Below are 23,200 nucleotides of genomic sequence, written 5' to 3' on the forward strand. Positions count from 1 at the left end.
CAGCGTTGTCTAGAATCTGATGCATGAGCACCAGGACGGATGCCACGACCCGCCGAGAGCAGATCCTCAAGGAAGCCGCCCGCCTCTTCGCGGAGCGCGGCTTCCATGGCGTCGGCGTCGACGAGATAGGGGCGGCCGTCGGCATCAGCGGCCCTGGCCTCTACCGCCACTTCGCGGGCAAGGACGCCATGCTCGCCGAACTCCTCGTGGGCATCAGCGAGCGGCTCCTGAGCGGTGGGCGGCTGCGGGTCGAGGAGTCGGCCACCGACGCGGAGGCGCTCCTCGCATCGCTCATCGACGGCCACATCGACTTCGCCCTCGACGACCGCCCCCTGATCACCCTCCACGACCGGGAGCTCGATCGACTGCGGGAGCGCGACCGCAAGTTGGTGCGCCAGCTCCAGCGGCAGTACGTGGAGCTCTGGGTGGCGGCCGTACGGGAACTGCACCCGCAGATCGAGGAGGCCGAGGCCAGGGCCGCCGTCCACGCCGTGTTCGGCCTGCTGAACTCCACCCCGCACCTCGGGTCGTACGGTGACGGGCTCCTGGGGCGGGCCGCGACGGAATCGCTGCTGCGCCGCCTGGCGCACGGAGCCTTCGCCGCCCTCACGCCCTGAGGGGTGCCCTCCGGTGTCCTGGGCTTTCCGACCGACGGGCCGCGGGTCACCTGCACAGTGATCAATGCCCCAGCCGCAGCCATGGGGGCGTGTCATCCGGGGTCTGACGGCACAATGGGTCCATGTCGATACCGAGCCGTGCCGCCCTCGTCGAACACCTCGTCCGCACCCGTATCGCAGGGAACGTCGCGACCCCCCGCGACAACAACCTCTCCCACTACCGTCTCCTTGCCAACGGCGATCGCCACTACTGGCTCGGACTGGAACTCGGTGACCGCTGGACGGACGAGCAGGACGTCCTCGCGGTGATGGCCGAGCGGTGCGGGGTCAACGACGACCCCGAGCACCGCAGCGGACAGGACACCATCGACCCGCAGCTCACCGTCGACGCACTCGACCGCTTCGCCGCTCGGCTCCGCAAGGCCGCGGCCGGCCGGGAGCGGGTGCTCTTCGCCACCGGCCACCCCGGCGGTCTGCTCGATGTCCACCGGCAGACCGCGGACGCCCTGCGGGCCGCCGGCTGCGAGATCGTGCGCATCCCCGGGGGAGTGCGGGCGGACGAGGGCATGGTGTTCCAGTTCGCCGACGTGGCCATGTTCGAGAGCGGGGCGACGCTCTGGCACACCCACTCGCCCGCGCCGATGGCCGCCATCTTGGACGCGTTGGAGTACGAGGGCAGACCCCAGCCCGATCTGGTCGTGGCGGACCACGGCTGGGCTGGCTGCGCGGGTCAACGAGGGCTCGACGCGGTGGGGTACGCCGACTGCAACGACCCCGCCCTCTTCATCGGCGAGGCGGAGGGCACCCTTCAGGTGACGATCCCGCTCGACGACCATGTGATGGACCCGCGGTTCTACGACCCGATGGCCGACTACCTGCTGAACGCCGCCGGACTGTTGTAGGCGCACGGGGGTGCTGTGACGGGAGTGTGGCATCGGACGGTCTCGGTGCCCACGGCCCGGCCGCCCTCCCGTACGGTCGCGGTACGGAATCGCGGTACGGAACCCGTGGAAGGAGACCCGGTGCACCGAGGCCAGAGCGAGCCCGACGACCGCTTCCGACGTGCCAGGGCCCTGCGCAGGGTGCAACTCGGGCTGTTCGCGCTGGTCGTCGTGCTGGTGGCGTTCCGCATCATGAACGACGACCTCGCCAGCGCCGACGAGTCCGCCTTGTTCGGTCTGACGGCCGTGGCCGGTCTGCTCATCGGCGTGCTGGAGCGCTACCGGGCGGGCTTTGCGAAACGGCCCCGGTGAGCCCCCCGATGCCCCCCGATGAGCCCGCGCACCCGGTGGCTCAGCCCTCCTCGACCGTCCAACGCCGGGAGTCGATCGGCAGCCGAAGGTAGTTCATCGCCAATCGGCCGACCACGGTCGCGAGAATGGCCTTCTCGTCCTGTTCGTCGTCGTACTCGTTGGTGCCGGTGCCGGTGCCGTTGCCGTTGCCGTTGTTGTTCTCGTTCTCGTTCTCGTTCAAGGGCAATGGGCCGGTCGCCGGCGGCCCCCAGTCGATGGTCACGTACCCGTTCGGCTGCCAACTCTCCACGGACCACCACAGGCTCCCGAACACATCGAACGCCGAGAGCACTCCCTGGGGCTCATCGGCGTACGGGTAAGGGAGGTTGATCGAGTTCCCCCGCAGTTGCAGCCACCGGGACTCGTCCTCGCTGTCGCTCGCCGTGACCGTGAAGTCGAAGTTCTCCGCGGCGATCTGCTCGAACAGCCGGGTCACGAGGAGTGTGGGGTCCAGCGCCATGCATCCGTCCTCTCGTACTGCCCGGGACTCGTGTACCACCCGGGGCTCTCAGGTCTCCTGGGGCCCGTGCACCGCCAGGGCCCTCGTGTGGTGCCCGGCAGGGTGATCGCGGCCCCGGCGATCAGATGTCCTGATCCGCCCGTCGATGCTCACCGACCTGGTGCCGCCACGCTGCCCAGGGGATGAACGTACCGACGAAGGCCAGGGCCGCGCAGAGCAGGAGGAACCCCTGTGACGTGCCCTGGGCGAGGGCGGCCACGATGCCGACCGGTGCCCCGACCGTCAGCCCCAACATGCCTTTCCAGTCTCGGGCGTATCCCTTGCGGTGGAAGCTGGTGCACAGGACGAGGAAGGAGATCATCACGGCCGCGAAGTACCCGTGGCCCCCGTCCGGCACGGTGCACTCGTTGGGCAGGGAGGTTCCACAGCCCAACTCCACCGCACCGGCCGCCGCCCACCCGAGGACGGCCACGGCCACGGCGTTGATCGCCGCCCCCACCCATATCCGATGCATCCGCCGATCCTAGGCCGTGTCCACTGGCCGAGGACTGTCGCACTGCCACCGAATCCCTGGCCCGGGCACGGCCTATCGAATGGTGGATTCGGGGTGCTGTGCGTCCCACTCCCGGCGTGAGAGCGCGATGGCATCCTGGTGCTGCGCCGACCAGTCCGCGAGGGCCTTCACCAGATGGGTGAGGCTGTGGCCGGTCGCGGTGAGCGCGTACTCCACCTGCGCGGGGACCGTCGGATACACCGTGCGGGTCACCAATCCGTCCCGCTCCAACCGTCGCAGGGTGAGGGTCAGCATCCGTTGGGAGATGCCGGGTACGGCACGTTGGAGCTGTCGGAAGCGTCGTACGCCCTGGGCAAGCTCCACCACGGCGAGGACCGACCACTTGTCCCCGATGCGGTCGAGGACATCGCGGATTCCGCAGTCCTCGTGCTCGTCGCCGCAGCTGACCACCGGTTCGCCGGTTACCTCCGTGTGCCCCACTGACATCGAAGTGCCTCCTTATGTTCCCTCGAACATCCACGCAGGATGTTCCAGGTTACTGAAGAGAACCTCCAACCAACGGAGAAGCAATGATCTTGGTCACTGGTGCCAACGGAGCTCTGGGCGCCCTGGTGGCGGGGCAGTTGGCGGGCCGGTGTGACACGGTACTCGGCACCCGCGATCCCGCCCGGACCGCGACCGCCCTACCGGTCCGCCGCATCGACTTCGACGACGAGGACTCCCTGGCCCGGGGCTTCGCCGGGGTGGACGTCCTGCTGATGGTCTCGGCCGGCTTCGGCGAGGACGACACCGTCCTGGCCCGCCACGGCGCAGCGATCGACGCCGCCGAGAAGGCCGGCGTGGGACATGTGGTCTACACGAGTCTGACGGCCGCGGGCGACCACCTTCCGTACGCGCTGCCCCATCGCTGGACCGAACGCCGGCTGCGGGAGAGCGGCATGGACTGGACCATCCTGCGCAACGGTCTGTACGCCGAACTACTGGGCGCCCTCGCGACACCGTCCCCGGACGGACGGATCACCGCTCCGCTCGGTACGGGAGCACTGGCCGCCGTCGCCCGGGCCGACCTCGCCGAAGCGGCGGCCAAGGTGGTGGTGAACGCGTCGGCACACGTGGGAAGGACCCATGAACTCGTCGGTGAACGTGCTGTGAGCGGCGCCCAACTGGCCGCTGCCCACGGCCCGCACATCAGCTATGCGCCGACGACGCTCGCCGAGGCCCGCGCCGTCATCGCCGCATCCGCCGTCGAACCGTTCCAGGTGCCGATGCTCGTGGGCACCTACTCGGCCATCGCCGCCGGAATGCTCGCGGACACCGGCGGCGAGCTACGGGAGCTGCTGGGTCGGGCGCCGCTCTGCCCGCTGTCCGCCGCGGTCGCCGGGTAGCGCCCGATCAGTCCAGCAGATTGCTGAGGGTCACATAGAGGAGCACTCGGCCCCGGGGATCCTCTGAGTCGTCCACCCCGATGCAGAGGTCGCGCCGGTCCAGTAGCCAGCCGTTGGGGCGGCAGGTTTCCCGCGGCCGATCAAGGGTGCGGACGATCTCGTCCCGGGAGAGCCCGTTCGTACTGCCGATCTCCAACAGCCGATAGCAGTTCCCCGAGCCGCAGCTGCTCGTCTCGGACAGCACGGTGAGGCCCGCGGGGAGTGGGGGCACGGCCCGCGCCGATGGCATGGACGCCTCGGTCATCAGCAGGGCGTACAACAAGGAGCCCGCACCGGTGACGGCGAGCAGGGTTCCCAGCAGGCCGATCGCCCCGTTGCGGCGATGGGCCCAAGCCCTCGATCCGGGCCCCTCCTGATGGTGCTCCCAGGCGCATCCGCAGACGATGAGCGCGGTGCCGGCGACCGCGTAGACGAGATGGGCATCGGCGCGGAGGCCGATGACCCAGCCGTGTTGGACGGCGACCAGCACCGCGGCACCCATGAGCAGGGGTACGGCGACTGCCCATCCGATCAGCCGGGTACGCGCCAGCCGCCACCAGGCGATCGGTGGTACGGCGGCGAAGATCAGCCCCAGAACGGCCAACCACATCCGGAGCCCCTCCCGCGGTGGACGACGGCGCTACGCCTGGGGACGTGGTTGTTCAGGTGTTCGGTTCCTCGTCGGGTGCCCGCCCGGGCGGTGAGCCCGGGAACGGTCCCGCGAGTTCGACATAGGCGGAGAGTTCGGCCGCGGAGGTGAGCAGCGCCAGCCGACGCCGGGTGAGCCGCTCGTGCCAGTCGTGAAGGGCGGCCTCCAGGGCTTCCACACCACCGGCGTTGCGCACCTGCTCCAGCAGGGGTGCGATGTGCTCCAGCGGATAGCCTCCGCGGCGCAGTTGCCGTACGAGGTGGGCATCGCGCACATCGGACGCCGTGTAGGTGCGGTAGCCGGTGGCCCGGTCCCGGCTCGGGCGGACCAGCCCCACCCACTCCCAGGCCCGTAGGGTCGCCGGCCGGACGCTCAACTGCCGGGCGAGCGGACCGATGAAGCTGTCCGTGCCCTCGGGGCCGCGTTTGCGGCTGTGTCCGGGGCCGTGTCCTGGGCTGTGCTGTGGACCGTGTCCTGGGCCGTGTTGTGGGCCGTGCCCTGGGCCGTGTTGTGGGGCGGGATCGGTCGAGGTCAGGTCGACCAGGGCGGCTTCCACCGCGGCGAGCGTCGCACGGTCCTGGCGGAGTTGGCCGTGGGTGTCGTCGACCAGGGTGAGGGCCGCATCGAGGTCACCGTCGTTGAGTTCCCGCAGGATCTGGGCGGCCTGCTGATGGCCGTGGCCGGGGATGAGGGCGATGAAGGTACGCAGGGCCTGGGCATGCAGTCGGGTGTAGATCCGATAGCCGTGTGCGGTGCGTTCGGCCGGCGGCAGGATGCCTTCGTCCTCGTAGTTCCGGACCGCCTGGGTGGACAGTCCGTGTTCGCGCGCCAGATCAACCGGCCGTAGTCCCCGCTTGCCCATCCGTTTCCCTCTTGAAGGTTCTCGTTCATTTATGCAGCTGGACATCGGAAAAGCTTAATTTGGCAATCAAGGTTGGTGTTGATGGTATCGACAACGGGGGCGGGTGCTCGGGGAGCTATGGGCGTACTGTGCGCCCCGGGCCGACGGAGCTCGCCGCGGGATGCCGATCCGGATGTCGATCCGCACCTCACCGCCACGATCCCCACGACGGGGTGCCCGCCCGCTCCCCGCGGAGCGAACACCCCAACCTCCTCGCTGAGTAGCCCACAGCTAGGCCACGTCGATGCCATGGTCCTGTACGAGTGCCTCCAGGCCGCCCGGATAGCCCTTGCCGCCCACCACGAACTCCCAGTCGCCGCCCGCGCGCCGACGGAACGAACCGAGGACCAGCGCGGTCTCTCCCGGTCGTCCGTCCGACACCGTCAGCCGGTCCAACTCCTGGCCCGCCACATCCCGCAGTACGATCCCCGCCCGGGTGAATCCCGCAAGGTCGGCCCTGGGATTCACCTCGGGGTCCACGGCCGCCGCGATCACCAGCCGGTCGGCCTGCGCCGGCAGATCGTCGAACGCCACCCGCAGGGCCGCCTTGTCCCCGGTCGCGGTCGCCGCCACCGACCGAACGGATCCGTCCGGAGTCCGCTCGTTGTTGAAGAAGACGAAGTGGTCATCGCTCAACACCCGGCTACCGCGACACACCAGCGCACACACGTCCAGCGCCACCGAGCCCGCCCAGGTCATCCCCAGCAGATTGGCTTCCTCCTCCTGCGCCGCGGGCGGAGCCGTCCGCTGGGTCGGCACCGTTCCCGTACCGAGCCGTCCGCGCAGTCCGTGCCGGCCCAGGAGGTCCACCAACTCCTCCCCGGTCACCAGGGTCAACGGCTTGCCGTTGGCGAAGGTGTACGAGCCCGGCCCGAACCCGGACGTGGTCACCAGCACGCCCTTGTTGGCGCCCGAGCCCTGCACCGTCCCGTAGAGGTCCCGCACGGCACTCGGCGGCACGGTGTTGCGGTACCGCTTGACCTGCACGATGATCCGGCCGCCGCTGATCGGGTCCGGATCGTACGCCTCCACGTCGACACCGCCGTCGTTGGACCGCTGGGTGGTGACGGCCTGCATGCCGCGGGCCCGGAACAACTCGGCGACCAGCCCTTCAAAGCCCACCGGGTCCATCTCCAACAGATCCGGCTCCTCGTCGCCGCCGCCGTGGGACACGACCCCGCCGCCGACGTCCTCGGGCACCCGCCCCGGCCGTACCGCCACCCGCTGGTCGGGCTTGGCGGACAGTTGCCCCCGCATCCCCTCCAGACACTCGACCGCACCCACCTGCCCCAGGTTCAGCCGACCGAAGTCACCCCGCGACACCGACACCGTGCTCAGCACGATGTCCTTGCGCTGCCCGGTCGCCGGGTCCACGTCATCGACGAACCCGTTGAGCGCCACCGAATCCAACACCCCGAACTCGTCCGCCGCGAAGAGGTCCCGAAGGGCCAGCAGCACACACTGTGCGACCACGTCCCGGTAGAGCGCCCTGCGCTGTCCCAACGGTCGGGGGCTCTCCTTCTCCTGGTCCGAGGAGACCACATAGCGAACCGACTTGGCCTCGGGCACCACATCGAAGCCGGGCAGTTCCCAGTTCAGCACCAACTGCCGGGCCGCCCGGTCGAAGGCCGCCACCACCTGCCGCGGCAACCCCTCGGGCCAGGTCGTCGACGCGTACAGCGCGGCCGAGAAGTACTCCACCACCGTCTCCGGGTCCCCGGCGCGGAGCGCGTTCACCATTCCGGCGATACCGTCGTTGTGCTGCTGGATCTCCGTGCGGCGCGCCCGGGCCCAGGCGTCGTACTGGCTCCGGTACTCCGCCAACTGCCGCACCCGCTGGGACTCCGCGGCCTGGGCCAACCCCAGGTCGTGCCGGTAGCGCGTCTGCGCCTCCTGCTCGGCCGCGGCCCGCCGGGACGCCGTCCAGCCGCCCTGCGCACGGTAGTTGTTGGGATCCGGCATCGGCACAGGATGCACCAACTGGCCCGGTGAGAAGGGCTCGATCTCCTCCTGACGGGTCAGCATCGCGGTACGGAACGCCTCCCCCCGACATCCGGTGGCCAGCAGACCGGTCAGCTCCGCGACCCGCGCCTCCAACTCGGCCGTCCGCGCCCTCGCATCCGCCTCCCGGCGCTGCTTGTAGGCGGCCTGCTGCTCCCGGTGCATCCGGGCCATGTCCCGCTGGTAGAGGCGCTGTTGGCGCTCCTGCTCGCGCTGCGCTCGAATCGTGGCGCGGTAGTGGGCCTCCGCTTCCCGCTGCTGCCGCCTCTGCGCCTCTGCCCAGGCTCCGATCAACCCGCTAGAGCGACGACTCATCTCGCCCCTCGCCTCCCCACAGGGCCACTCAGCCCCCCAAGACATATGAAAACGTCAGTCTCTCGAACCTGACGGGCAATAGCGCTGTTTTCGCTGACCTCGCCGGGGGAAGCGCGCGTGTCGGACCTGGATTCCCGAGATCGCGGTGTCCGCCGCGTGCCGCGGACCAACTGCACGCGGCAGTGTGGGTGCGGGACGGATCGGTGGGCCCACCGCCCCACCACCCATGTGCTACGAGGCGCTACCCGCGCGTCCCGGACACAGAGACCGCCTGCTCCCACAGGTCCAGCCCCGCCCGCAGGAGTTCATTCACCGCCGCGGTCTCCTCGTCCGTCCAGGCTTCCTCGCTGTCGTCCGACGCCAGTGGATCGCCCTCGTAGAACTTCTCGTACGCACTGTCGTGCACCGGTCCCTGCGCGGGCAGCGACGAGCGGTCCTCCAGCGTGTGGGAGAGGTCTTCGAGGAAGTTCCACGCATCCAGCAACAGCCCGGGGGGCGCCGAGCTAAGCCGCGGTTGCCAGACCCACTCCCGTACGAGGGACAGATCGAGCGAGTCGTCCTCCTCGCTGATCAGCGTCCATCTGCTGCGCTCGCCCTGCTCTTCCAGGGACTGGAGGTCTTCGAACACCAGCAGCCGCCCGTGCTCGTCGACGGCGAACTCATTGGGGTCGTCGCCCGTTCCGGGCTGCCAGACGACGAAGAGGTCCCCACTCTTGGTGATGATCCGGTACGGATAGTGCTCAGCCATGCGGGGCCCCCAACAATTGCGTGGCGACACCCGCCACGGCACCATCCTGCCTGCGGCGATCACCGTACGGTGACGCAGGTCCGGGCCGCCCGGGGCGCAGGGTTCCGAAGACGACGGTCGGGGTGCGCGCCGGTTGCCACGACGGGCCCTCTACGCGAACGATCGCCGCCTGCTCCAGAAGAGGCACCTTGCCGCACTGCTTCGCGGTAACTTCCGTACGGCACTGGGTAGTTGTGTTGCAGAACGCCCTCCGGAGCAAGGGGGCATCACCGTACAATTGCCGCGTGTCGGTTACCTCACATCTCTATCATGGCGAATTGGGCGATTGGTGCGAGACCCGACTGACCGGGTCGGCGGAGGTGGCACGATATCTGGTCCAACAGGTCCGCGAGGGTGAGGTCACCCGCCCCGAAGGTCCTGTCTCCCAACTCCACTGGAGCCAGGCCGGACGCGCCTTCTCCCATCGCATGGCGCACCTGATCCAGTTCGCACCTCCCTACTCGGCGTTGCTCGGCCTGGTCAGAGCGGGACTCGTCCCCCGCTCATGGGCCGATGCCGAGGCGGCCCAGTACCCGACGCACGGGTCTCTGACGGGCGATCGACGTGAACGGGCCGTGGACCTGCGTCCCACACTGAGCGGCTGGGTCGACCTACGAGCGGCACGCGACGCGGGTGCGTCGGTGGGCGTGGTGGTGGCCGCCCAGGAACAGAGACACCGTGACCACTCGCGTCCGGGCCGACCGGACGAAGAGGTACTCAGCCAACTGTTCGACCGGATGCGCGCCTACTTCCACGAGCACTCCACCCTGGGGCAGCTCGGCGAACCGGGCCCCGAGCGCGGCTTGGCCAGGTTGTGCTGGATCCTCGGCTCGTTCCAGTACGCCTACCGCAACAACAGCATCGACAGCCCGCTGTTCAGGGTGTTCCGCGATGACGTGCCGAGCGTTGAGGACATACACCGGGGCGCCAGCGACGACGAGATCGCCGACCCACTGGCACTGACACAACGCCTACGGACCTCAGGCGCACTGGAGCAGATGCGCCGCCTCGCGGGCGACCCTCCTCCGGGCATGCCCTGGGGCATCACGGCCCCCGTCATCTTCGACCACTGGGACGACAACACCTTCCTGCTCGACGGCCCCGAAGGCTCGACCCTGATGGAGGTCGTCTCACTGGCTCACTTCACCGCCAACAGCCGGGTGCGACGCCGCATTTGGAACCTACTCGCGTACGCCTGGCTCGACACGGCCGACACCTACCGCATCCGCAACATCGCCCTGTACTTCGCCCGGTACGGAGTGCTCGTCACCATTCCGGTGACCCGCCTGGCGGAGGCATTGCTCGAAGGTCGCGACGCACAGGACGTCAGAAATGAGTTCGTCGGTCTGGCGACCCGCCTGCGTGATGTGGACCGCGCCCGCAGGCAAGAGTGGCGCCTGGCCTCCGAACAGTAGCGAAGGCCGTGGCGCGCCTGCCTTCAACGGGCGCAGACGATGTCCCGTCCGGGCAGTGTCCCGTGCAGCAGATAGGTGTTCACCGTCTCGTCGACGCAGTCGTTGGGGTAGTGGCCGTAGATCGTGTGCCCCCGGACGGGCACGGTCACCAGCCGGGAGCCGCGCATCGCCCGATGCATCCGCAGCCCCGACTCATAGGTGGTTCGGGAGTCCCCGGTCGCCTGGACCTGGAGCGCGGGAACCTCGTTGTCGATCCTGGTCAGTGACTCGCGCGGCTGCTCCGGCCAGAACGCGCAGGGGAGCGGCGCATGGGTCAGGGGCCCGAACACCGGTTGTGATGCACGGACGCGTTGGACTGCTCTCCAGTAGTGCTCTGGGTCGCTGGGCATGGCGGCGTCGGCGCAGACGATGCCCAACTGGCCCGCGTAGTCCGCTGCCCGGTCGGAACCCACGGACGCGAACAGCAGGTCCAGGATGCCCTGAAGCCAAGGCGGTACGGTGACCGGCTTCCCGTCCGCCGTGGCCGTGGCCGCGTCCGACAGGATCCGCAGCATCTGCGCAAATTGCGGATCCGCCGTGTCATCGGTCACGGAGACGTAGAACAGCAGCGGCAACTCATGGTCGCTGATCCGATGTCCACCGAGGTGGATCGGTGCCTTCCGCGCCCGAGCGACCATGGCCTCCACTCCGGCGCGCACCTCGGCGGGCGTACGCCCGAGCCCGTACTCACCGTGCCGCGGCGCGACCCAGCGTGCGAAGTCGTCGAGCGCCCGCTCATTGGCGAGGCCCGTGCGGCGCACCATCCGCAGCGGGTACTCGGCGGGGTCCGGTGCACTGTCCAGGACCAACCGATCGACCCGCTGCGGGAACATCTGGGCGTAGGTGGAGCCCAGGACCGTCCCGTACGAATGCCCGAACCACGAGGTCTTCGCCTCGCCCAGAGCACTGCGGACGATGTCCACGTCCCGGGCGACATTGCGAGTCGACAGATGCGGCAGCAGATCGGCTTGCTCGTCCCAGCAGGTGCGGGCGTCCTTCCGGGCGAGCCGTACGCTCTCGTCGAACCCCGCCCGGTCGGGCCCCGGCGCGTACAGGAGCCAGCTGCTGCGATCCAGCCCGCAGTCCGCGGGAGTGCTCTCGCCGAGCCCGCGGGTGTCCATGCCGATCACGTCGTACGCCGCCGCCACCCCCGGGCTCATCACCCTCCGCAGATCCCGCGGCATGGCCAAGCCCCGGACGCCGGGCCCGCCCGGGTTGGTCTGGAGGATGCCGCGGCGCTTCGCCGGATCGGACGAGGTGATCCGTGAGATCGCGATCTCGATGGTGCGGCCTCCCGGCCTGCCGTAGTCGAGCGGGACGGTGATCCGCGCGCACCGCGTACCGCTCGCGGCGAGCGAGACGTCCCTACAGGCTGTCCATGTGACGGGCTGCTTCCGAAACCGCTCCAGCGCGTGGTCCCCCGCGGTGGGGGATGCAGCGACGGGTGCCCCGGCGGTCATGGCGAGGGCTGCGATCGACAGGGCGACCGCGCCGAGAACTGCGGTTCTCTTCATGATCTCGAACGCTACTGGCGCCGCTGTGGGCCGTGTCCGATCGGCGGTGGCGTGTCGTCCCGCTGTCCCGCTGTCCCGCTGTCTCGCTGTCTCGCTGTCCCGTCGTCCCATCGTCCCGTCGTCCCGTCGTCCCATCGTCCAGTCGTCCAGTCGTCCAGTCGTCCAGTCGTCCCGTCGGACGTCGACGCGGCGCCTGCTTCGTGGCGCGCATCCGCCCGGACCGGGCCACCGCGCGACTCGCCGTGGTCAAGAGGGGTGCACACTGCCGGCCTCCGGCATTGTCGCTCTGCTGTGCGGCTGACAACATCACTGACTGGGGCCCGGTGGAGGCGCCGGAGATGGGGGAGTATGTCCACGGTCTTTCTGGTGATCAGATTTGCGCTGGCGTTGACGTTCGCCGCAGCAGGTGTGCTGGCCCTGGTGACCGGGCGCGTGGCCTTTCCCTGGCTCCGCCGGAGCGTGCACCGGCCGGGGATATGGGGTGCCGGTGCCCTCCTGCTGGGTGCGGCCCTCGGGCTGCAACCGGTGCTCCCCTTCGAGGTCCAGATTCCGCTGATGCTCGTCGGCCTGCTGTTGATCGGGCTGTCCCAGCTCTGGTGGCGCCGAAGGGTCTCCGGGACCGACTGAACGGACGGCCCCTGTTGCCGGCCCGCCTGTGCGCCATGGTGTGCCGGTGGCACCGGCTGTTGCGGTCCACCGAGAGTGCTCACCGCCCGTGGCGCACGGTCGGGGATCGGACGGTCGGCGCGGGTGTCAGCCGTGGGCACGGTCCAGGGCGTGGAGTTCGGCGGCGGCTTCGCTCTGGAGCGGGTGGTGGTGCTCGGTGAGCGTGTGCAGGGCGGAGGCCAGCGCCGTACGGGCTTCCCCGAGGCGGTCGAGCTGCCGCAGGACGCGTCCGAGTTCCAGTTGCGCGGGCCCGGACCACCCCGGCATGTCCATCTCCTCGAAGGTGTCCCATGCCCTTCGCAGGGGAGCTTCTGCCTCCTGCCATCGGTCGAGCGCCGCATAATCATTGCCGAGGTGTTGCAGGGTGACGGCGTGGAACAGGGCGAGGAGATGGGGTGCCTGCCCTGAGATTCCCTGGTCGCAGATCTCCAGGCCGTACAGATGGTGTTCGAGTGCCTGATCGGCGCGGCCGTGTTCGCGCAGGGTCTCGCCGAGCGCGTTGAGGGTGGTCAGTTCGGCGAGCCTGCCCGAGGTCGACGGGTTGTCGCGGTGGCAGGCAGCCGCCGCGTGGAGCCGGGCGATGGCTTCGTCCGTCCGGCCGAGACGGCGCAGCGCACCGGCGCCGTATCCCAGCGCCCAGCCCGTCTGGAGAGAGTCCCCGCAGGCACGGGCCACGGCGAGGGCGGCGTCGGCGGCTTCGAGTGCCGCATAAGGGTTGTGGGCGCACCTGTTCTGGGCCCAGGCGAGGTAGTTGAGTTGCGTCGCTTCTTCGTGCGGGCTGCCGAGGGCCCGGGCGGCGTCGGTGCCGTGTTGGAACACGGCCGTCCACTGCTGCCAGTGCTGGGTCAGGTCGGAGAACCAGTGCATCGCCTCGGCAGTGTCGAGGACCTGTCGGTACCGGCCGACGGTGTGGGCGTGGTGCAGGGCGGCGAGCCACTGGTCCCGCTCGGCTTCCAGCCAGGCGCGGGCCTGGTCGCGACCGGTGGGGGCGGTGGCCGGATCGGGGTCGCCGGCCGGTGTGCTGTGCCGCTCGGCGTCGAAGTGGAGCGCGGCCGTGGTCGCCCGGGCCAGCATCCAGCGGGTGGTGCGGTCCAGCGCCTCGTCCCGGGTGGGCGGGTCGTCCTCGGCGGTCGACTGTTCGGCCGCGAACAGCTTGAGGAGGTCATGGAGCCGGTAACGCTCCGCCGTTGCATCGACCTGGAGCAATCCGCGGTCGCAGAGTTCCTCCAGGCGCAGTCCGGCGTCGCGGAGCGGGATTCCGGCGAGGAGTGCGGCGGTCTCGGGGCTCACGTCCTGGCCTGCGGCGAGCGCACAGCGCCGCAGGAGGAGCCGCGATGGGGCGTCGAGTTGTTGGTACGAGAGCGCGAAGGCGGCCCGAACCCTCAGGTCGCCCGCCTGGAGGGTGTCCAGCCTTCTTTCCTCGCGGTCGAGTTGGGCGGCGAGCTTGCCGAGGCTCTCGTGCGGCCGGGCGGCGAGGCGCTGGCCGGCGATGCGCAGGGCCAGCGGCAGCCGCCCGCACAGATCGGCCAGATCGCGGGTGGCCTGCGCCTCGCGTGAGACGCGCTCGACGCCGACGATACGGGTGAGCAGTTCGACCGCTTCCTCACGGCGTAGCAGTGAGAGTTCCACCCGGTGCACTGCTTCCAGAGCGGTGAGGCTGCTGCGACTGGTGACGATGGTGAGACAGGCGCCGGTCCCCGGGAGCAGGGGGCGTAACTGGTTCTCGTCGACCGCGTTGTCGAGCACCAGCAACAGACGCCGGGTCGCGGCGAGGGAGCGGAACAGCCCCGCCCGGTCCTCCAGGTCGCGGGGCACCATCTGCTCGGCCACACCCAGGGCGGCCAGCAGTTTGGCCAGGGCCTCCTGCGGGGGTGTCGGCTGGGCCGCCATTCCCCGCAGATCGAGGTGTAACTGTCCGTCCGGGAAGTGCGGGGCGAGGACATGGGCGGCGTGAACGGCGAAGGAGGTCTTCCCCAGCCCTGGTTGTCCGCAGATCACCGCGATCGGAGGATGAGCGGGGTCGGCGTGCTCCACCAGCGCCAGCAGCCGGGCCAGAGCCGGGCCGCGAGCGGTGAAGTCATGGAGGTCGCGGGGGAGCGTCAGCGTGTGCCGCAGGGCGGGGCCGTCGGATGGTTCGGACGGTTCGGTGGCCGGCCCGCCGGAGGTTCGGGGGCGGCCGAGGCTGGCGGATCGTTCCAGCGCCATGGCAGTGGGGGCGTCCAGGCCCAGTGCGGCGGCCAGGGCCTGCACGGTACGGCGCTGCGGGCCCCGGGACCGTCCGCGTTCCAGGTTCGACAGAGCGCGCACGCTCACCCCGGCGGCGTGCGCCAGTTCCTCCTGCCTGATACCGGCGTCGACCCGCAGTGCGTGCAGGCGCCGGCCGAAGTCGCCGGTGTCCGACACAGCGCCGCCCATGTCTGGATTCCCCCGGTCAGCATGGCTCGGCCGGAACGCCGAACTCCTCCGACAGAAGTATGCAAGACACTCCTTCTAGCAGTGGAAAATGCCTGGTGCACGGCCTCTCGATCTGCGCGGTGCGGGCATCAACGAGTCTCTGGCGTAAGGACTTTCGCCGAAGGAAGCGACGCTTCCGTGCACCACCGGGAGCACCACCGGGAGCGCATTCACGCCGTCGCTGCCCAACTCACCGGCCCCACGAAAGACGCCCGGCCGGAGGAACCAGCCGAGCGTCTGTCGCAACTGCGCGCCCTCACACCTCAGTGATCAAGCGGTGTACGACTCGGGATCTCGCCCCGCGGAAGGACAAGCGTCCAGGGGGTTGCGCGTGTCAGATGCGGACGCGGTGTCCGGGCGCTCCGACGCCGGTGGCGACGATGCCCTGGTCGGTCCACCTGATGGCACCCGTCGTGGCGTCGGTCGTGTTGAGGAAGGAGCGGATGGCGCCGTTGTCGTCGAGGATCAGGAACTCGGGTCGGGCGTCACCGCTGATGTTGGCGAACCGCACCTGGCTTCCCAGCCAGTTGGCCGAGCCCGTGGCGATGACGCCCTTGTCGGTCCAGCCTCCGCGGCCATTGCCACCGGCGTTGACGAAGGCGCGGGTGGCGCCGTTGTCCTCCACCACGAGGTAGTCGGCACGGTCGTCGCCTCCGATGTCGGCGAAGCGCACCTGACTGCCGGTCCAGGCGGCCGAGCCGGAGGCGATGGTGCCCTGGTCGGTCCACTGGATCACGCCCGTGGTGGCGTTCGTGGAGTTCAGGAACGCCCGCGTGGCGCCGTTGTCGCCCACGACGAGGTAGTCGGCGTAGGCGTCGCCGCCGACGTTGGCGAACCGCACCTGGCTGCCCGTCCATGCCGAGGAGCCGGTGGCAATGGTGCCCTTGTCGGTCCAGCCCCCGCGGCCGTCGCCACCGAGATTGACGAACGCGCGCACGGCACCGCCTGGCTCGACGACGAGGTAGTCGGCCCGGCCGTCCCCAGCCACGTCGGCGAAGCGCACCTGGCTACCGGTCCAGGCCGTCGAGCCGGAGGCGATGTAACCCTGAGCGGTCCAGCCACCGGCCCCGTTGTTGAGCCAGGCCCGGGTGGCACCGTTGTCGTCGACGGCCAGGTAGTCGGCCAACCCGTCGCCGTTGATGTCGACGTTGTAGTCGCCGACGCTGGTGGCCCGCTTCGGCGGCGCGGGCTTGACCACGACCGTTTCCTTGATCCAGCCCTTGTCGGCGATTTCGCGGACGCCACCGAGGAACGCGTTGGCCATCTTCGTGTAGCCGGCGTTGTTGGGGTGCAGGTTGTCGTCCAGATCGGCGTTGGTCAGCCCGCCCATGCTGACCTGGGCGATCTTGTAGCCCTGCGCGGCCCGGGAAGAGACGATGCCGGGAATCGCCGCGTTGTACGTGTTGACGCGGGCCTGGACCGCCGGGTCGGTGGCCGGGACCAGGGAGGCGACCACGACTGCGGTGTCGGGCGACGCGGTGTGGATCTGGTCGATCAGCGCGCCCAGCCGCTGCGGTGCGCTGGCGACCTGGTAGTCGCGGTTCATGTCGTTGGTGCCGATGTGCAGCGTGATGATGTTCGGCTTGGCCTCGGCCAACCAGGTCTCGATCTCGGCCTGGAGCTGGTCGATGCGCCAGCCCGAGTGCCCCTCGTGACGGGTCACTCCGTCGGCGTCGACCTGCGAACCTACGAACTCCAGGGTGGTGGCTTCCTTGCCGAGTGCAGCCGCCAGGGCCGGCCGGTAGCCGGTCCGTGTGTTGCTGCCCACTCCCAGGGTGATCGAGTCACCGAGCGGCATGACCGCCAGGCGCACCACTTTGGCACGGGGAGGCGGCAGGGTCGCATTGGCGGCGAGGATCTGGTCGATCAGCGCGCCGCCCGGGAAGTCCATGATCACCACCCCGGTACGGTTCGCATGGCCTGCCTGGAGGTATTCCAGGGCGAAGTCGTTGACCCCTCGAATTCCTGGCGTACCACCGGCGACGGAGTACGGGTAGGCCCCCATGCTGCCGCCGCTGAGGTAGTTGAGGTAGAGCGAGTTCTTGTCGGCGTCGGCATTGGTCCTGACGAAGTGGTCCTGTGCCTTGCGCCATTTCGCGTCGATGTCGAAGATGGTCGGGACTTCGTACTCGTCCTGGATGTGATGGGCCCTGTCCTCAGGGGAGTAGAGCTTGGTCAGCCCCAGACCGCTGAAGGGGCCGCCGTGCGGTCCGCGGAACTGGGTGAGGACCGCTTTGCCGCGCACCTGACCCAGGGTGGGAACGTCAATGGTCCCCGTGCCGGAGACGGAGGGCTGGTAGAGGACGTCGCGATTGGGGTCGCTGTCCCGGTACTTCTCGAAGATTCGCAGTCGGTCCGCACCGGTGGTGGTGTCCGGATCGTCCGTACAGGATTTGGGCCAACTGCCGGCGCACTCGGCCTTGAGGTTCAGCAGGACTGTCTCAGTCGGGCGCTCGGCGAGGAACGTCTTCAGCACGGCGAGCACATCGGAGAAGTTGGCTTCTTGATAGAAGATGCCGTGGTGGATCGTGAAGTTGTCGCCGATGACACGGACACGAATGTCGATGGAGCGCACACCGGCCAGGAGCTGAGCACGCAGGGTGGCACCACTGATGCCGTGGTCCTCCTGGGTGACAGCGGCGTCGCCACCCCGAATGGCGAGCGTGTCATGTGTTCCGGGAATCGAGAGCCGACCCAGCGACACATCGTCGTTGATCTTCGACATCCAGTCGGGATGGTGGGCAGTCGTCAGGGACTTGTAGTACGACGCCCGATCCGCCGCCTCTGCTTCCATGGGGGAAAGCGCTTCTGTCGTCAGGCCGATGGCCAGGGTGAATGCCAGAACCGCTGCGCCTCTTTGCCAGATCCACCGTCCAGCAGCTCTTGTACGTCCAGACGTTCTTCGCTGTTGTCTCATAGGACTTCCTTCCATCCCGGACCGGACCAGCCCTGATCCAACAGCACCCCCTTTCGCCCGACCAGGAACTCTCACCGGCAGAAGTAGCGGGCGGTATTTGTGCCGGGGACGGCGGAGGCATGGCCGTCTCTGGGGGAGGTTCGCCTTCGAACTTGGCTTCTGGATGCGCCGATGCGGAGTGCTTGGCGCCCTGGTGGTCCAGGCGAGCACTCCGCATCGGGTTGTGCGGTTTTAGGGTGTGGTCGTTGCTAGCGGGCGATGAAGGCTACGAAGGTGTTCCACGTGGTGGCAGGGACGAGGAGCGCTGGTCCCTGCTGGTCTTTGGAGTCTCGGATGCCGACCTGGCCGGTCAGATGCGCGATTTCCACACAGCAGTTGCCGGTTCCATCGCTGTAGGAGGACTTGCGCCAAGCGCTCTCGGGGGCCAGTTCATGAGTCGCGGTGTGAGTGTTGATGGCTCTGCCACCTCTCCGCTCGTTGTTCAGGAACTTGACGGTCTTCGTAGAGCTGGTGAGTGTGCCAGCCATCCCGAACGGTGGACCGGATTCGGGAGCCCGACTTCTCCGATGGGGTGAAGAAGTTCGTTGCCACGCTCTGCTTCCACCAGCGGGTGTACCACTGAGCCATGGGACTCGGAAACCAGCATCAGAAGACGAACGTGCGTAGCTGGCACTTCATCTTGCACACCGACGAGCCGTTGACCCCAGAGCAGGATGACACCCTGGCTGGTCTCGACTCCTTAAACGACGGACGCATCGGTCTCGAAGAGGTTCGCGGGGTGGAGTCAAACTTCGTCTGCTACTTCGAAGCCAATCAGCTCACGGATGCCGTTGCGGATGCTCTGGCCCTGTTTGACGATCTTCCAGGCGTGCGCATCAGGAGTGTTGAGTTGAGCCCTCATTCCCTGGATCACAACGGGATGGCGACGGCTTCTGTTGTGCCGGCACCCTTTTAGGGGCTGGTCGTTGGATGCGCGGATGCGGAGTGCTCCCCCTGGTAGTACGGGTGAGCACTCCGCATCGGTTTGTGCAGCTTCAGGACGAGGTTGTTGCTAGCGGGTGATGAAGGCTACGAAGGTGTTCCACGTGGTGGTTGGGACGAGGAGCGCTGGCCCCTGCTTGTTCTTGGAGTCGCGGATGCCGACCTGATTCGTCAGGCTGGCGATCTCAACACAGGCTCCGCCCTGGCTGTCGCTACGGGAGGACTTCTTCCAAGTGTGCTTGGGTGCCAACTCTGGCGCCCTCATCTCATTGGACACGGGGAACATCTCCTGCGCTAGTTCGTGTATCTCCAGTTGTTCCAGGAGTCCAGAAGACTTTCGTGCAAGCACAATGTGTCGCAAGTGCACCTGCTAGTGGACTACGAATGCTACGAAGGTGTTCCACGTGGTGGTAGGGACGACGATTGCGAAGCCGTTTCGATCCTTGGAGTCGCGGATGCCGACCTGGTCAGCCAGGCTTGCAACTTCCACACAACTGTTGCCGGTTCCGCCGCTGTAGGAGGACTTGAACCATGCGCATTCGGACGCCAGATCGGTAGCTCGGGTAGGTGAATTCATGGTCTCTACTGCCTTCCGGCTAGTTTCGCTAGGAATTCGATGGTCTCTTCGACCTCAAGGGCCACACCCAGCATTGCGTTGAAGCGGCGGGTGAACCGGTCTACCTCGCGGGGTTTGTCCGAGGTAGAGATCGCTCCCCATGCGTTGTCGGACTGGACACGGGGCGGCAGGTCGCCAAGGGTCAGGATTGCGAAGTCACTGATCGAGCGGTACCCGCGACGGAAGGGCATGACCTGTATCGATACGTGGTCCTCGCGTGCCAGATCGATGAGTGCCTGATACTGCTCGCGCATCACGGCGTCATCGCCAACGGGGATTCGCAAGGCGGCTTCGCCGAGGATGATGCGCAAACGAAGAGGTTCCTCGCGGGTTAGTACTCTTCGCTTCCGCTCCATCCGAAGTTCCACATTGCGCTTGACGAACTCGGCAGTGGTGTCTTCGACCGGCCTCTCCATTTCGAAGATCGCTTTCGCGTAGCCTTCGGTCTGGACAAGGCCATGGACAACCGTTGGGTGGTAGGCCGAGATGGCGCTGGCCTCCGCCTCCAGACCGACGTAGTGCGGCATCCCCGTCGGCATAAAACTGCGGTACTGGGTTAGCCAGTCCTCGTTCGGGGCTTCCCTGTTCAGCTCTACGAGCTGTTGGACCAACTCCGGATCAGTGACCCCGTACCGCTTCAGCAAGGTGCGCAGGTTGCCCACGTTGCGACGGAAGTTCAGTTCTCCTAACTCGATCCGTGCGAGCGTCGCCTCAGAGATGTCCCGCAGGCCCCGGATGGCCTCCTTGCGGGTCATTCCCGTGAGTCGGCCCTCCTCGACCCCAGGGCAGTTCTCGCGAAGCTGCCTGAGCTGGATACCTAGTTCGAGACGCCTTCCGGTCGCCCCGCGCTTTGCTGCCACCTGTGCACCCTCCAAGTGCCACTGTGCTCGTTCAGTATCGCCCTGCGCAGCGATCTGCGTCCCCTGCGCAGGCACCCCAACCTCTTGCGCACCTGTGTGCATAGTCCACTTTGAGGCTTCGCTGAATTTTCATCGGCGATCTGGTTGCGATGCATTTCCTCTACGCGTCACCGTAGTTGAGAGAACGAGCGCGACGGTGGTCTTGTTGGACCTCTCAGCCCTTTTGAGGGATCGAGCGCTGTGTTCGCGCCATCGACCCCCTGGACGCGGAGGCTGATTCATGACGATCAGAACCACACCCCCACCCACCCCCACCGTGCGCCACACCGGCACCTTCACCCCGTACCTCCCACCTCCCACCCCCGGTTTTGAGATCCGGTTCGGTCGGACCACTGCGCCCGGGGAGCAGCTCAGTGCGTTGGATCGGGCGCGGCCCGGGCAGGTGCGGGGGCTGGGGCGGGTGCAGCTTCAGCACTGGGGGATGGAGGGGCTGGCCGAAGACGCCGAGTTGGTGATCTCCGAGTTGGTGACCAACGCCTTTCAGCACGGCAGTGGGGACAGCGTTCGCGTATGGCTGGGGCGTACCACCACCCATGTGCGGATCGAAGTCGGTGGTGGTGGCAGCGGCCCGCAGCCTCGGCCGCGGCAGGCAGAGCCCTGGGAGGAAGGCGGTCGCGGGCTGTATCTGGTCGATGCGCTCGCCGAGTCCTGGGGAGTGGCCCCTTCCGACGGGCGCGTGTGGTGTGCACTCGCCCTGCCCCGGGAGTCCTGATGCCGACGGCGAGTCCCGACATGGTCGACCTCGCCCGCTGGGTGCGGGCGCTGAAGGGTCTGGACGACTTACGGGACCGGTGCGGCGTCGGCGTCGGGAACATCCGGGCCGTGAGCTGGAATCTCGACCTCGGCGGGGTGGACGGTGTCCTGGAGCGCAGACTGAGGGGACAGTCCGAAGTGCTGGCCGCCTTGCGACCTGATGTGCTCGCCCTTCAGGAGTGCACCTTCTGGGACGCGGACGAGGAACGTCGGCTGCTCTGGATGGCGGACGTGCTCGGCATGGTCCCGGTGCGGATGGAGCCCTCCCGGTTAGGAGACGGCCGCAATCACACGGCCCTGCTCTACCGACCCAGCGCGCTCCGGCTGATCGGCCGGCGCACCCTCGGCGCGGGCGTGTACCACCATGCGTTGATCAGGGCCCGGCTGCGACCCGTCCACACCCGGGACGATCGCCATGACGTGCTCGTCTTCGGCACTCACCTCACTCATCTCGACGGAGATCGCCGGCTCGCCGAGGCGCGTTGTCTGACCGACTATGCCGGTCCCCTCCCCGGGATGCCGGATCGAGCCCTCCTCCTGGGCGATCTCCACTGCCCGGACCCGGACGACGCCGAACCGGTGGACTGGGAGCGCCTACCCCGGAATCTGCACGCACGGCATCGGCTGATCGCTCCCGATGGGAACTTCGGGCCGATGGACCGGCGTGCCCTGGCCGTTCTGGTCAACGCCGGGTGGATCGATCCGCAGTCACTCACCGGGCGGGCCAGGGCCGCGACGGTCGGACACGGCGAGGGCATCCCCCTGCGGCTGGACCACATCCTCGTACGGGGGCTGCCGGTGGAGTCGTACCGCACCCATGACACCCCAGAGGCGCGGGCGGTCTCCGATCATCTGCCGGTGGTGTTGGACACGAGCCTCATGGAGCCCCGCCTCCCAGGCCGGGAGTCGGAGCCTCGTCTCCCAGGCCCGGTGTCGGGTCGAGGTACACACGTCTGATCGCGGGGAAGCGCTCGCGGAGTTGTTCCTCCGCCTCCTCGCAGGCCCATTCGACCTGGCGGGCGCTGGAGGCGTCCCGGAAGTCGACCTTCGCCGCGATCAGGATCTCCTTCGGGCCCTGGATCAGGGTGGTCAGCTCCAGTACGGCCACGATGTGCGGAACGGTGAGGATCTCGTCCACCACCGCTTCCCGCATTCGACGGGGGAGTGCACGGCCGATGAGGAACTGGGCGTTGCTGCGGCCCAGTTCCCACGCCACGTACACCAGCAGTACCCCGATGAGGATCGACGCGACACCGTCGAAGATCCCCGAACCGCTGAGCTGTGCGCCCAGCAGGCCGCCCGCCGCCAGCAGCAGTCCGGCGAGGGCGGCCGTGTCCTCCATGACGACCGCCTTGACCGCCGTGTCCGGGGTCACCTTGAGGTAGTGGCCGGCAGGCGTGCCGAGGAGGGCTGCCTCCGCGCGGATCTGGCGCACCCCGGTCCGTAGCGAGAAGCCTTCGAGGACGAATGCGATGGCGAGCACGATGTAAGAGATGAGCGGGTCGCCCAACTCCTCGCCGTGGGTGAGGGTGTGGATGCCGTCGTAGATCGCGAACACCGCGCCGCCGACGAAGGTGGCGACGGAGGCGAGCAGTGCCCAGACATAGCGCTCGGGCCCGTACCCGAGGGGGTGATCCTCGTCCGCCGGCCGTTCGCTGCGCTTCAGCGCGGTCAGCAGGAGTAGTTCGGTGACGGTGTCCGCCACCGAGTGCGCCGCCTCGGAGAGCATGGCGCTGGAGCCGCTGATGATCCCCGCGATCGCTTTTGCCACGGCGATGCCGAGATTGGCGACCGCCGCCACGATGACGGTGAAGGTGCTCTCGGTGGGAACGGCCGCCCCGCTGTCCGGTTCGCTCATGTACGCGACCGTATGCACTGTTCCGTATGGGGCGAGGGATGCTCGCGCGGAAGTCCGCTCACCTGTGCTGCATACGGTCGAAAGGGCGGGTGGTGCTCCGAACCGGG

At 68.3% G+C, this 23,200-nt stretch carries 24 protein-coding genes; 9 read left to right on the forward strand and 15 right to left on the reverse strand.

Translation table 11 applies throughout. From position 1 onward, the window contains the following. Positions 1-23 precede the first annotated feature (23 nt). From ACFXJL_RS08950 to ACFXJL_RS08960, 3 genes are all read left to right on the forward strand, one after another. Positions 24-617, forward strand: coding sequence for a TetR/AcrR family transcriptional regulator (locus ACFXJL_RS08950; protein WP_358877471.1), 594 nt, complete (start codon positions 24-26; stop codon positions 615-617). 122 nt (positions 618-739) lie between these two features. Then, positions 740-1,519, forward strand: a complete 780-nt coding sequence (locus ACFXJL_RS08955; protein WP_384632074.1) for a phosphatase — start codon at positions 740-742, stop codon at positions 1,517-1,519. A gap of 120 nt (positions 1,520-1,639) precedes the next feature. Continuing rightward, entirely contained in the window at positions 1,640-1,870 is a 231-nt protein-coding gene (locus tag ACFXJL_RS08960) for a hypothetical protein (protein ID WP_358877473.1), read from the forward strand. 40 nt (positions 1,871-1,910) lie between these two features. Here the strand turns inward: ACFXJL_RS08960 and ACFXJL_RS08965 are convergent, their stop codons facing one another. The 3 genes from ACFXJL_RS08965 to ACFXJL_RS08975 form a co-directional block, all read right to left on the reverse strand. Beyond that, positions 1,911-2,369 (reverse strand): hypothetical protein, encoded by a 459-nt coding sequence (locus ACFXJL_RS08965; protein ID WP_384690582.1) that lies wholly within the window; start codon positions 2,367-2,369, stop codon positions 1,911-1,913. 121 nt (positions 2,370-2,490) lie between these two features. Beyond that, positions 2,491-2,883, reverse strand: a complete 393-nt coding sequence (locus ACFXJL_RS08970; RefSeq protein ID WP_384690585.1) for a hypothetical protein — start codon at positions 2,881-2,883, stop codon at positions 2,491-2,493. 72 nt (positions 2,884-2,955) lie between these two features. Then, positions 2,956-3,369: a helix-turn-helix domain-containing protein gene (locus tag ACFXJL_RS08975; RefSeq protein WP_358877476.1), complete on the reverse strand. Its 414-nt coding sequence runs from the start codon at positions 3,367-3,369 to the stop codon at positions 2,956-2,958. Positions 3,370-3,452: 83 nt separating this feature from the next. Here ACFXJL_RS08975 and ACFXJL_RS08980 point away from each other — a divergent pair, with 83 nt between their 5' ends. Continuing rightward, the gene (locus ACFXJL_RS08980; RefSeq protein WP_384690588.1) at positions 3,453-4,268 is read left to right on the forward strand and encodes an NAD(P)H-binding protein; all 816 of its coding nucleotides are present in this window, start codon (positions 3,453-3,455) and stop codon (positions 4,266-4,268) included. Positions 4,269-4,275: 7 nt separating this feature from the next. Here the strand turns inward: ACFXJL_RS08980 and ACFXJL_RS08985 are convergent, their stop codons facing one another. The 4 genes from ACFXJL_RS08985 to ACFXJL_RS09000 all read right to left on the reverse strand — a co-directional run bounded on the left by ACFXJL_RS08985 (position 4,276) and on the right by ACFXJL_RS09000 (position 8,921). Then, positions 4,276-4,917, reverse strand: coding sequence for an MFS transporter (locus tag ACFXJL_RS08985; protein ID WP_384690591.1), 642 nt, complete (start codon positions 4,915-4,917; stop codon positions 4,276-4,278). Between the two features lie 52 nt (positions 4,918-4,969). Continuing rightward, positions 4,970-5,818, reverse strand: a complete 849-nt coding sequence (locus tag ACFXJL_RS08990) for a MerR family transcriptional regulator (protein ID WP_384690594.1) — start codon at positions 5,816-5,818, stop codon at positions 4,970-4,972. A 270-nt stretch (positions 5,819-6,088) separates the two neighbouring features. Further along, positions 6,089-8,173: a restriction endonuclease gene (locus ACFXJL_RS08995; protein ID WP_384690597.1), complete on the reverse strand. Its 2,085-nt coding sequence runs from the start codon at positions 8,171-8,173 to the stop codon at positions 6,089-6,091. A gap of 241 nt (positions 8,174-8,414) precedes the next feature. Next, entirely contained in the window at positions 8,415-8,921 is a 507-nt protein-coding gene (locus ACFXJL_RS09000) for a hypothetical protein (protein ID WP_384690600.1), read from the reverse strand. A gap of 317 nt (positions 8,922-9,238) precedes the next feature. Between ACFXJL_RS09000 and ACFXJL_RS09005 the strand changes: the two genes are divergently transcribed. Beyond that, positions 9,239-10,375 carry a hypothetical protein gene (locus ACFXJL_RS09005; RefSeq protein ID WP_384690603.1) on the forward strand — a complete coding sequence of 379 codons (1,137 nt, stop codon included), beginning with the start codon at positions 9,239-9,241 and terminating at the stop codon, positions 10,373-10,375. A gap of 23 nt (positions 10,376-10,398) precedes the next feature. Here ACFXJL_RS09005 and ACFXJL_RS09010 read toward each other — a convergent pair whose 3' ends face one another. Next, on the reverse strand, positions 10,399-11,928 hold the full coding sequence (locus tag ACFXJL_RS09010; RefSeq protein WP_384690606.1) for an alpha/beta hydrolase: 1,530 nt from the start codon (positions 11,926-11,928) through the stop codon (positions 10,399-10,401). Positions 11,929-12,276: 348 nt separating this feature from the next. Between ACFXJL_RS09010 and ACFXJL_RS09015 the strand changes: the two genes are divergently transcribed. Continuing rightward, positions 12,277-12,555 carry a hypothetical protein gene (locus ACFXJL_RS09015; protein WP_358877484.1) on the forward strand — a complete coding sequence of 93 codons (279 nt, stop codon included), beginning with the start codon at positions 12,277-12,279 and terminating at the stop codon, positions 12,553-12,555. A 126-nt stretch (positions 12,556-12,681) separates the two neighbouring features. Here ACFXJL_RS09015 and ACFXJL_RS09020 read toward each other — a convergent pair whose 3' ends face one another. From ACFXJL_RS09020 to ACFXJL_RS09030, 3 genes are all read right to left on the reverse strand, one after another. After that, the gene (locus ACFXJL_RS09020; RefSeq protein ID WP_384690609.1) at positions 12,682-15,009 is read right to left on the reverse strand and encodes an ATP-binding protein; all 2,328 of its coding nucleotides are present in this window, start codon (positions 15,007-15,009) and stop codon (positions 12,682-12,684) included. 373 nt (positions 15,010-15,382) lie between these two features. Next, positions 15,383-17,842 (reverse strand): phosphatidylinositol-specific phospholipase C domain-containing protein, encoded by a 2,460-nt coding sequence (locus ACFXJL_RS09025; protein ID WP_384690612.1) that lies wholly within the window; start codon positions 17,840-17,842, stop codon positions 15,383-15,385. Positions 17,843-18,213: 371 nt separating this feature from the next. Then, the gene (locus ACFXJL_RS09030) at positions 18,214-18,492 is read right to left on the reverse strand and encodes a DUF397 domain-containing protein (RefSeq protein WP_384632107.1); all 279 of its coding nucleotides are present in this window, start codon (positions 18,490-18,492) and stop codon (positions 18,214-18,216) included. Positions 18,493-18,590: 98 nt separating this feature from the next. Here ACFXJL_RS09030 and ACFXJL_RS09035 point away from each other — a divergent pair, with 98 nt between their 5' ends. After that, complete coding sequence (locus tag ACFXJL_RS09035; RefSeq protein ID WP_384690615.1) at positions 18,591-18,920, forward strand: hypothetical protein; 330 nt, start codon at positions 18,591-18,593, stop codon at positions 18,918-18,920. Positions 18,921-19,016: 96 nt separating this feature from the next. On the opposite strand, the gene ACFXJL_RS09040 is transcribed toward ACFXJL_RS09035, so the two are convergent. The 3 genes from ACFXJL_RS09040 to ACFXJL_RS09050 form a co-directional block, all read right to left on the reverse strand. After that, the gene (locus ACFXJL_RS09040; RefSeq protein WP_384690618.1) at positions 19,017-19,223 is read right to left on the reverse strand and encodes a DUF397 domain-containing protein; all 207 of its coding nucleotides are present in this window, start codon (positions 19,221-19,223) and stop codon (positions 19,017-19,019) included. A 93-nt stretch (positions 19,224-19,316) separates the two neighbouring features. After that, positions 19,317-19,523 (reverse strand): DUF397 domain-containing protein, encoded by a 207-nt coding sequence (locus tag ACFXJL_RS09045; RefSeq protein WP_358877490.1) that lies wholly within the window; start codon positions 19,521-19,523, stop codon positions 19,317-19,319. Between the two features lie 5 nt (positions 19,524-19,528). Then, complete coding sequence (locus tag ACFXJL_RS09050) at positions 19,529-20,422, reverse strand: DUF5753 domain-containing protein (RefSeq protein WP_358877491.1); 894 nt, start codon at positions 20,420-20,422, stop codon at positions 19,529-19,531. Between the two features lie 280 nt (positions 20,423-20,702). On the opposite strand from ACFXJL_RS09050, the gene ACFXJL_RS09055 reads away from it, so the two are divergent. Both ACFXJL_RS09055 and ACFXJL_RS09060 read left to right on the forward strand, forming a co-directional pair. Continuing rightward, positions 20,703-21,194: an ATP-binding protein gene (locus tag ACFXJL_RS09055; RefSeq protein ID WP_358877492.1), complete on the forward strand. Its 492-nt coding sequence runs from the start codon at positions 20,703-20,705 to the stop codon at positions 21,192-21,194. After that, the gene (locus ACFXJL_RS09060; RefSeq protein WP_384690623.1) at positions 21,194-22,192 is read left to right on the forward strand and encodes an endonuclease/exonuclease/phosphatase family protein; all 999 of its coding nucleotides are present in this window, start codon (positions 21,194-21,196) and stop codon (positions 22,190-22,192) included. The genes ACFXJL_RS09055 and ACFXJL_RS09060 overlap by 1 nt, the downstream gene beginning before the upstream one ends. On the opposite strand, the gene ACFXJL_RS09065 is transcribed toward ACFXJL_RS09060, so the two are convergent. Then, on the reverse strand, positions 22,113-23,093 hold the full coding sequence (locus ACFXJL_RS09065; RefSeq protein WP_358877494.1) for a cation diffusion facilitator family transporter: 981 nt from the start codon (positions 23,091-23,093) through the stop codon (positions 22,113-22,115). The two genes, ACFXJL_RS09060 and ACFXJL_RS09065, sit on opposite strands and share 80 nt — an antisense overlap. Positions 23,094-23,200: the final 107 nt, after the last annotated feature.

Origin of the sequence: Streptomyces sp. NPDC059256, assembly GCF_042753785.1 — a bacterium.
Lineage (GTDB): Bacteria > Actinomycetota > Actinomycetes > Streptomycetales > Streptomycetaceae > Streptomyces.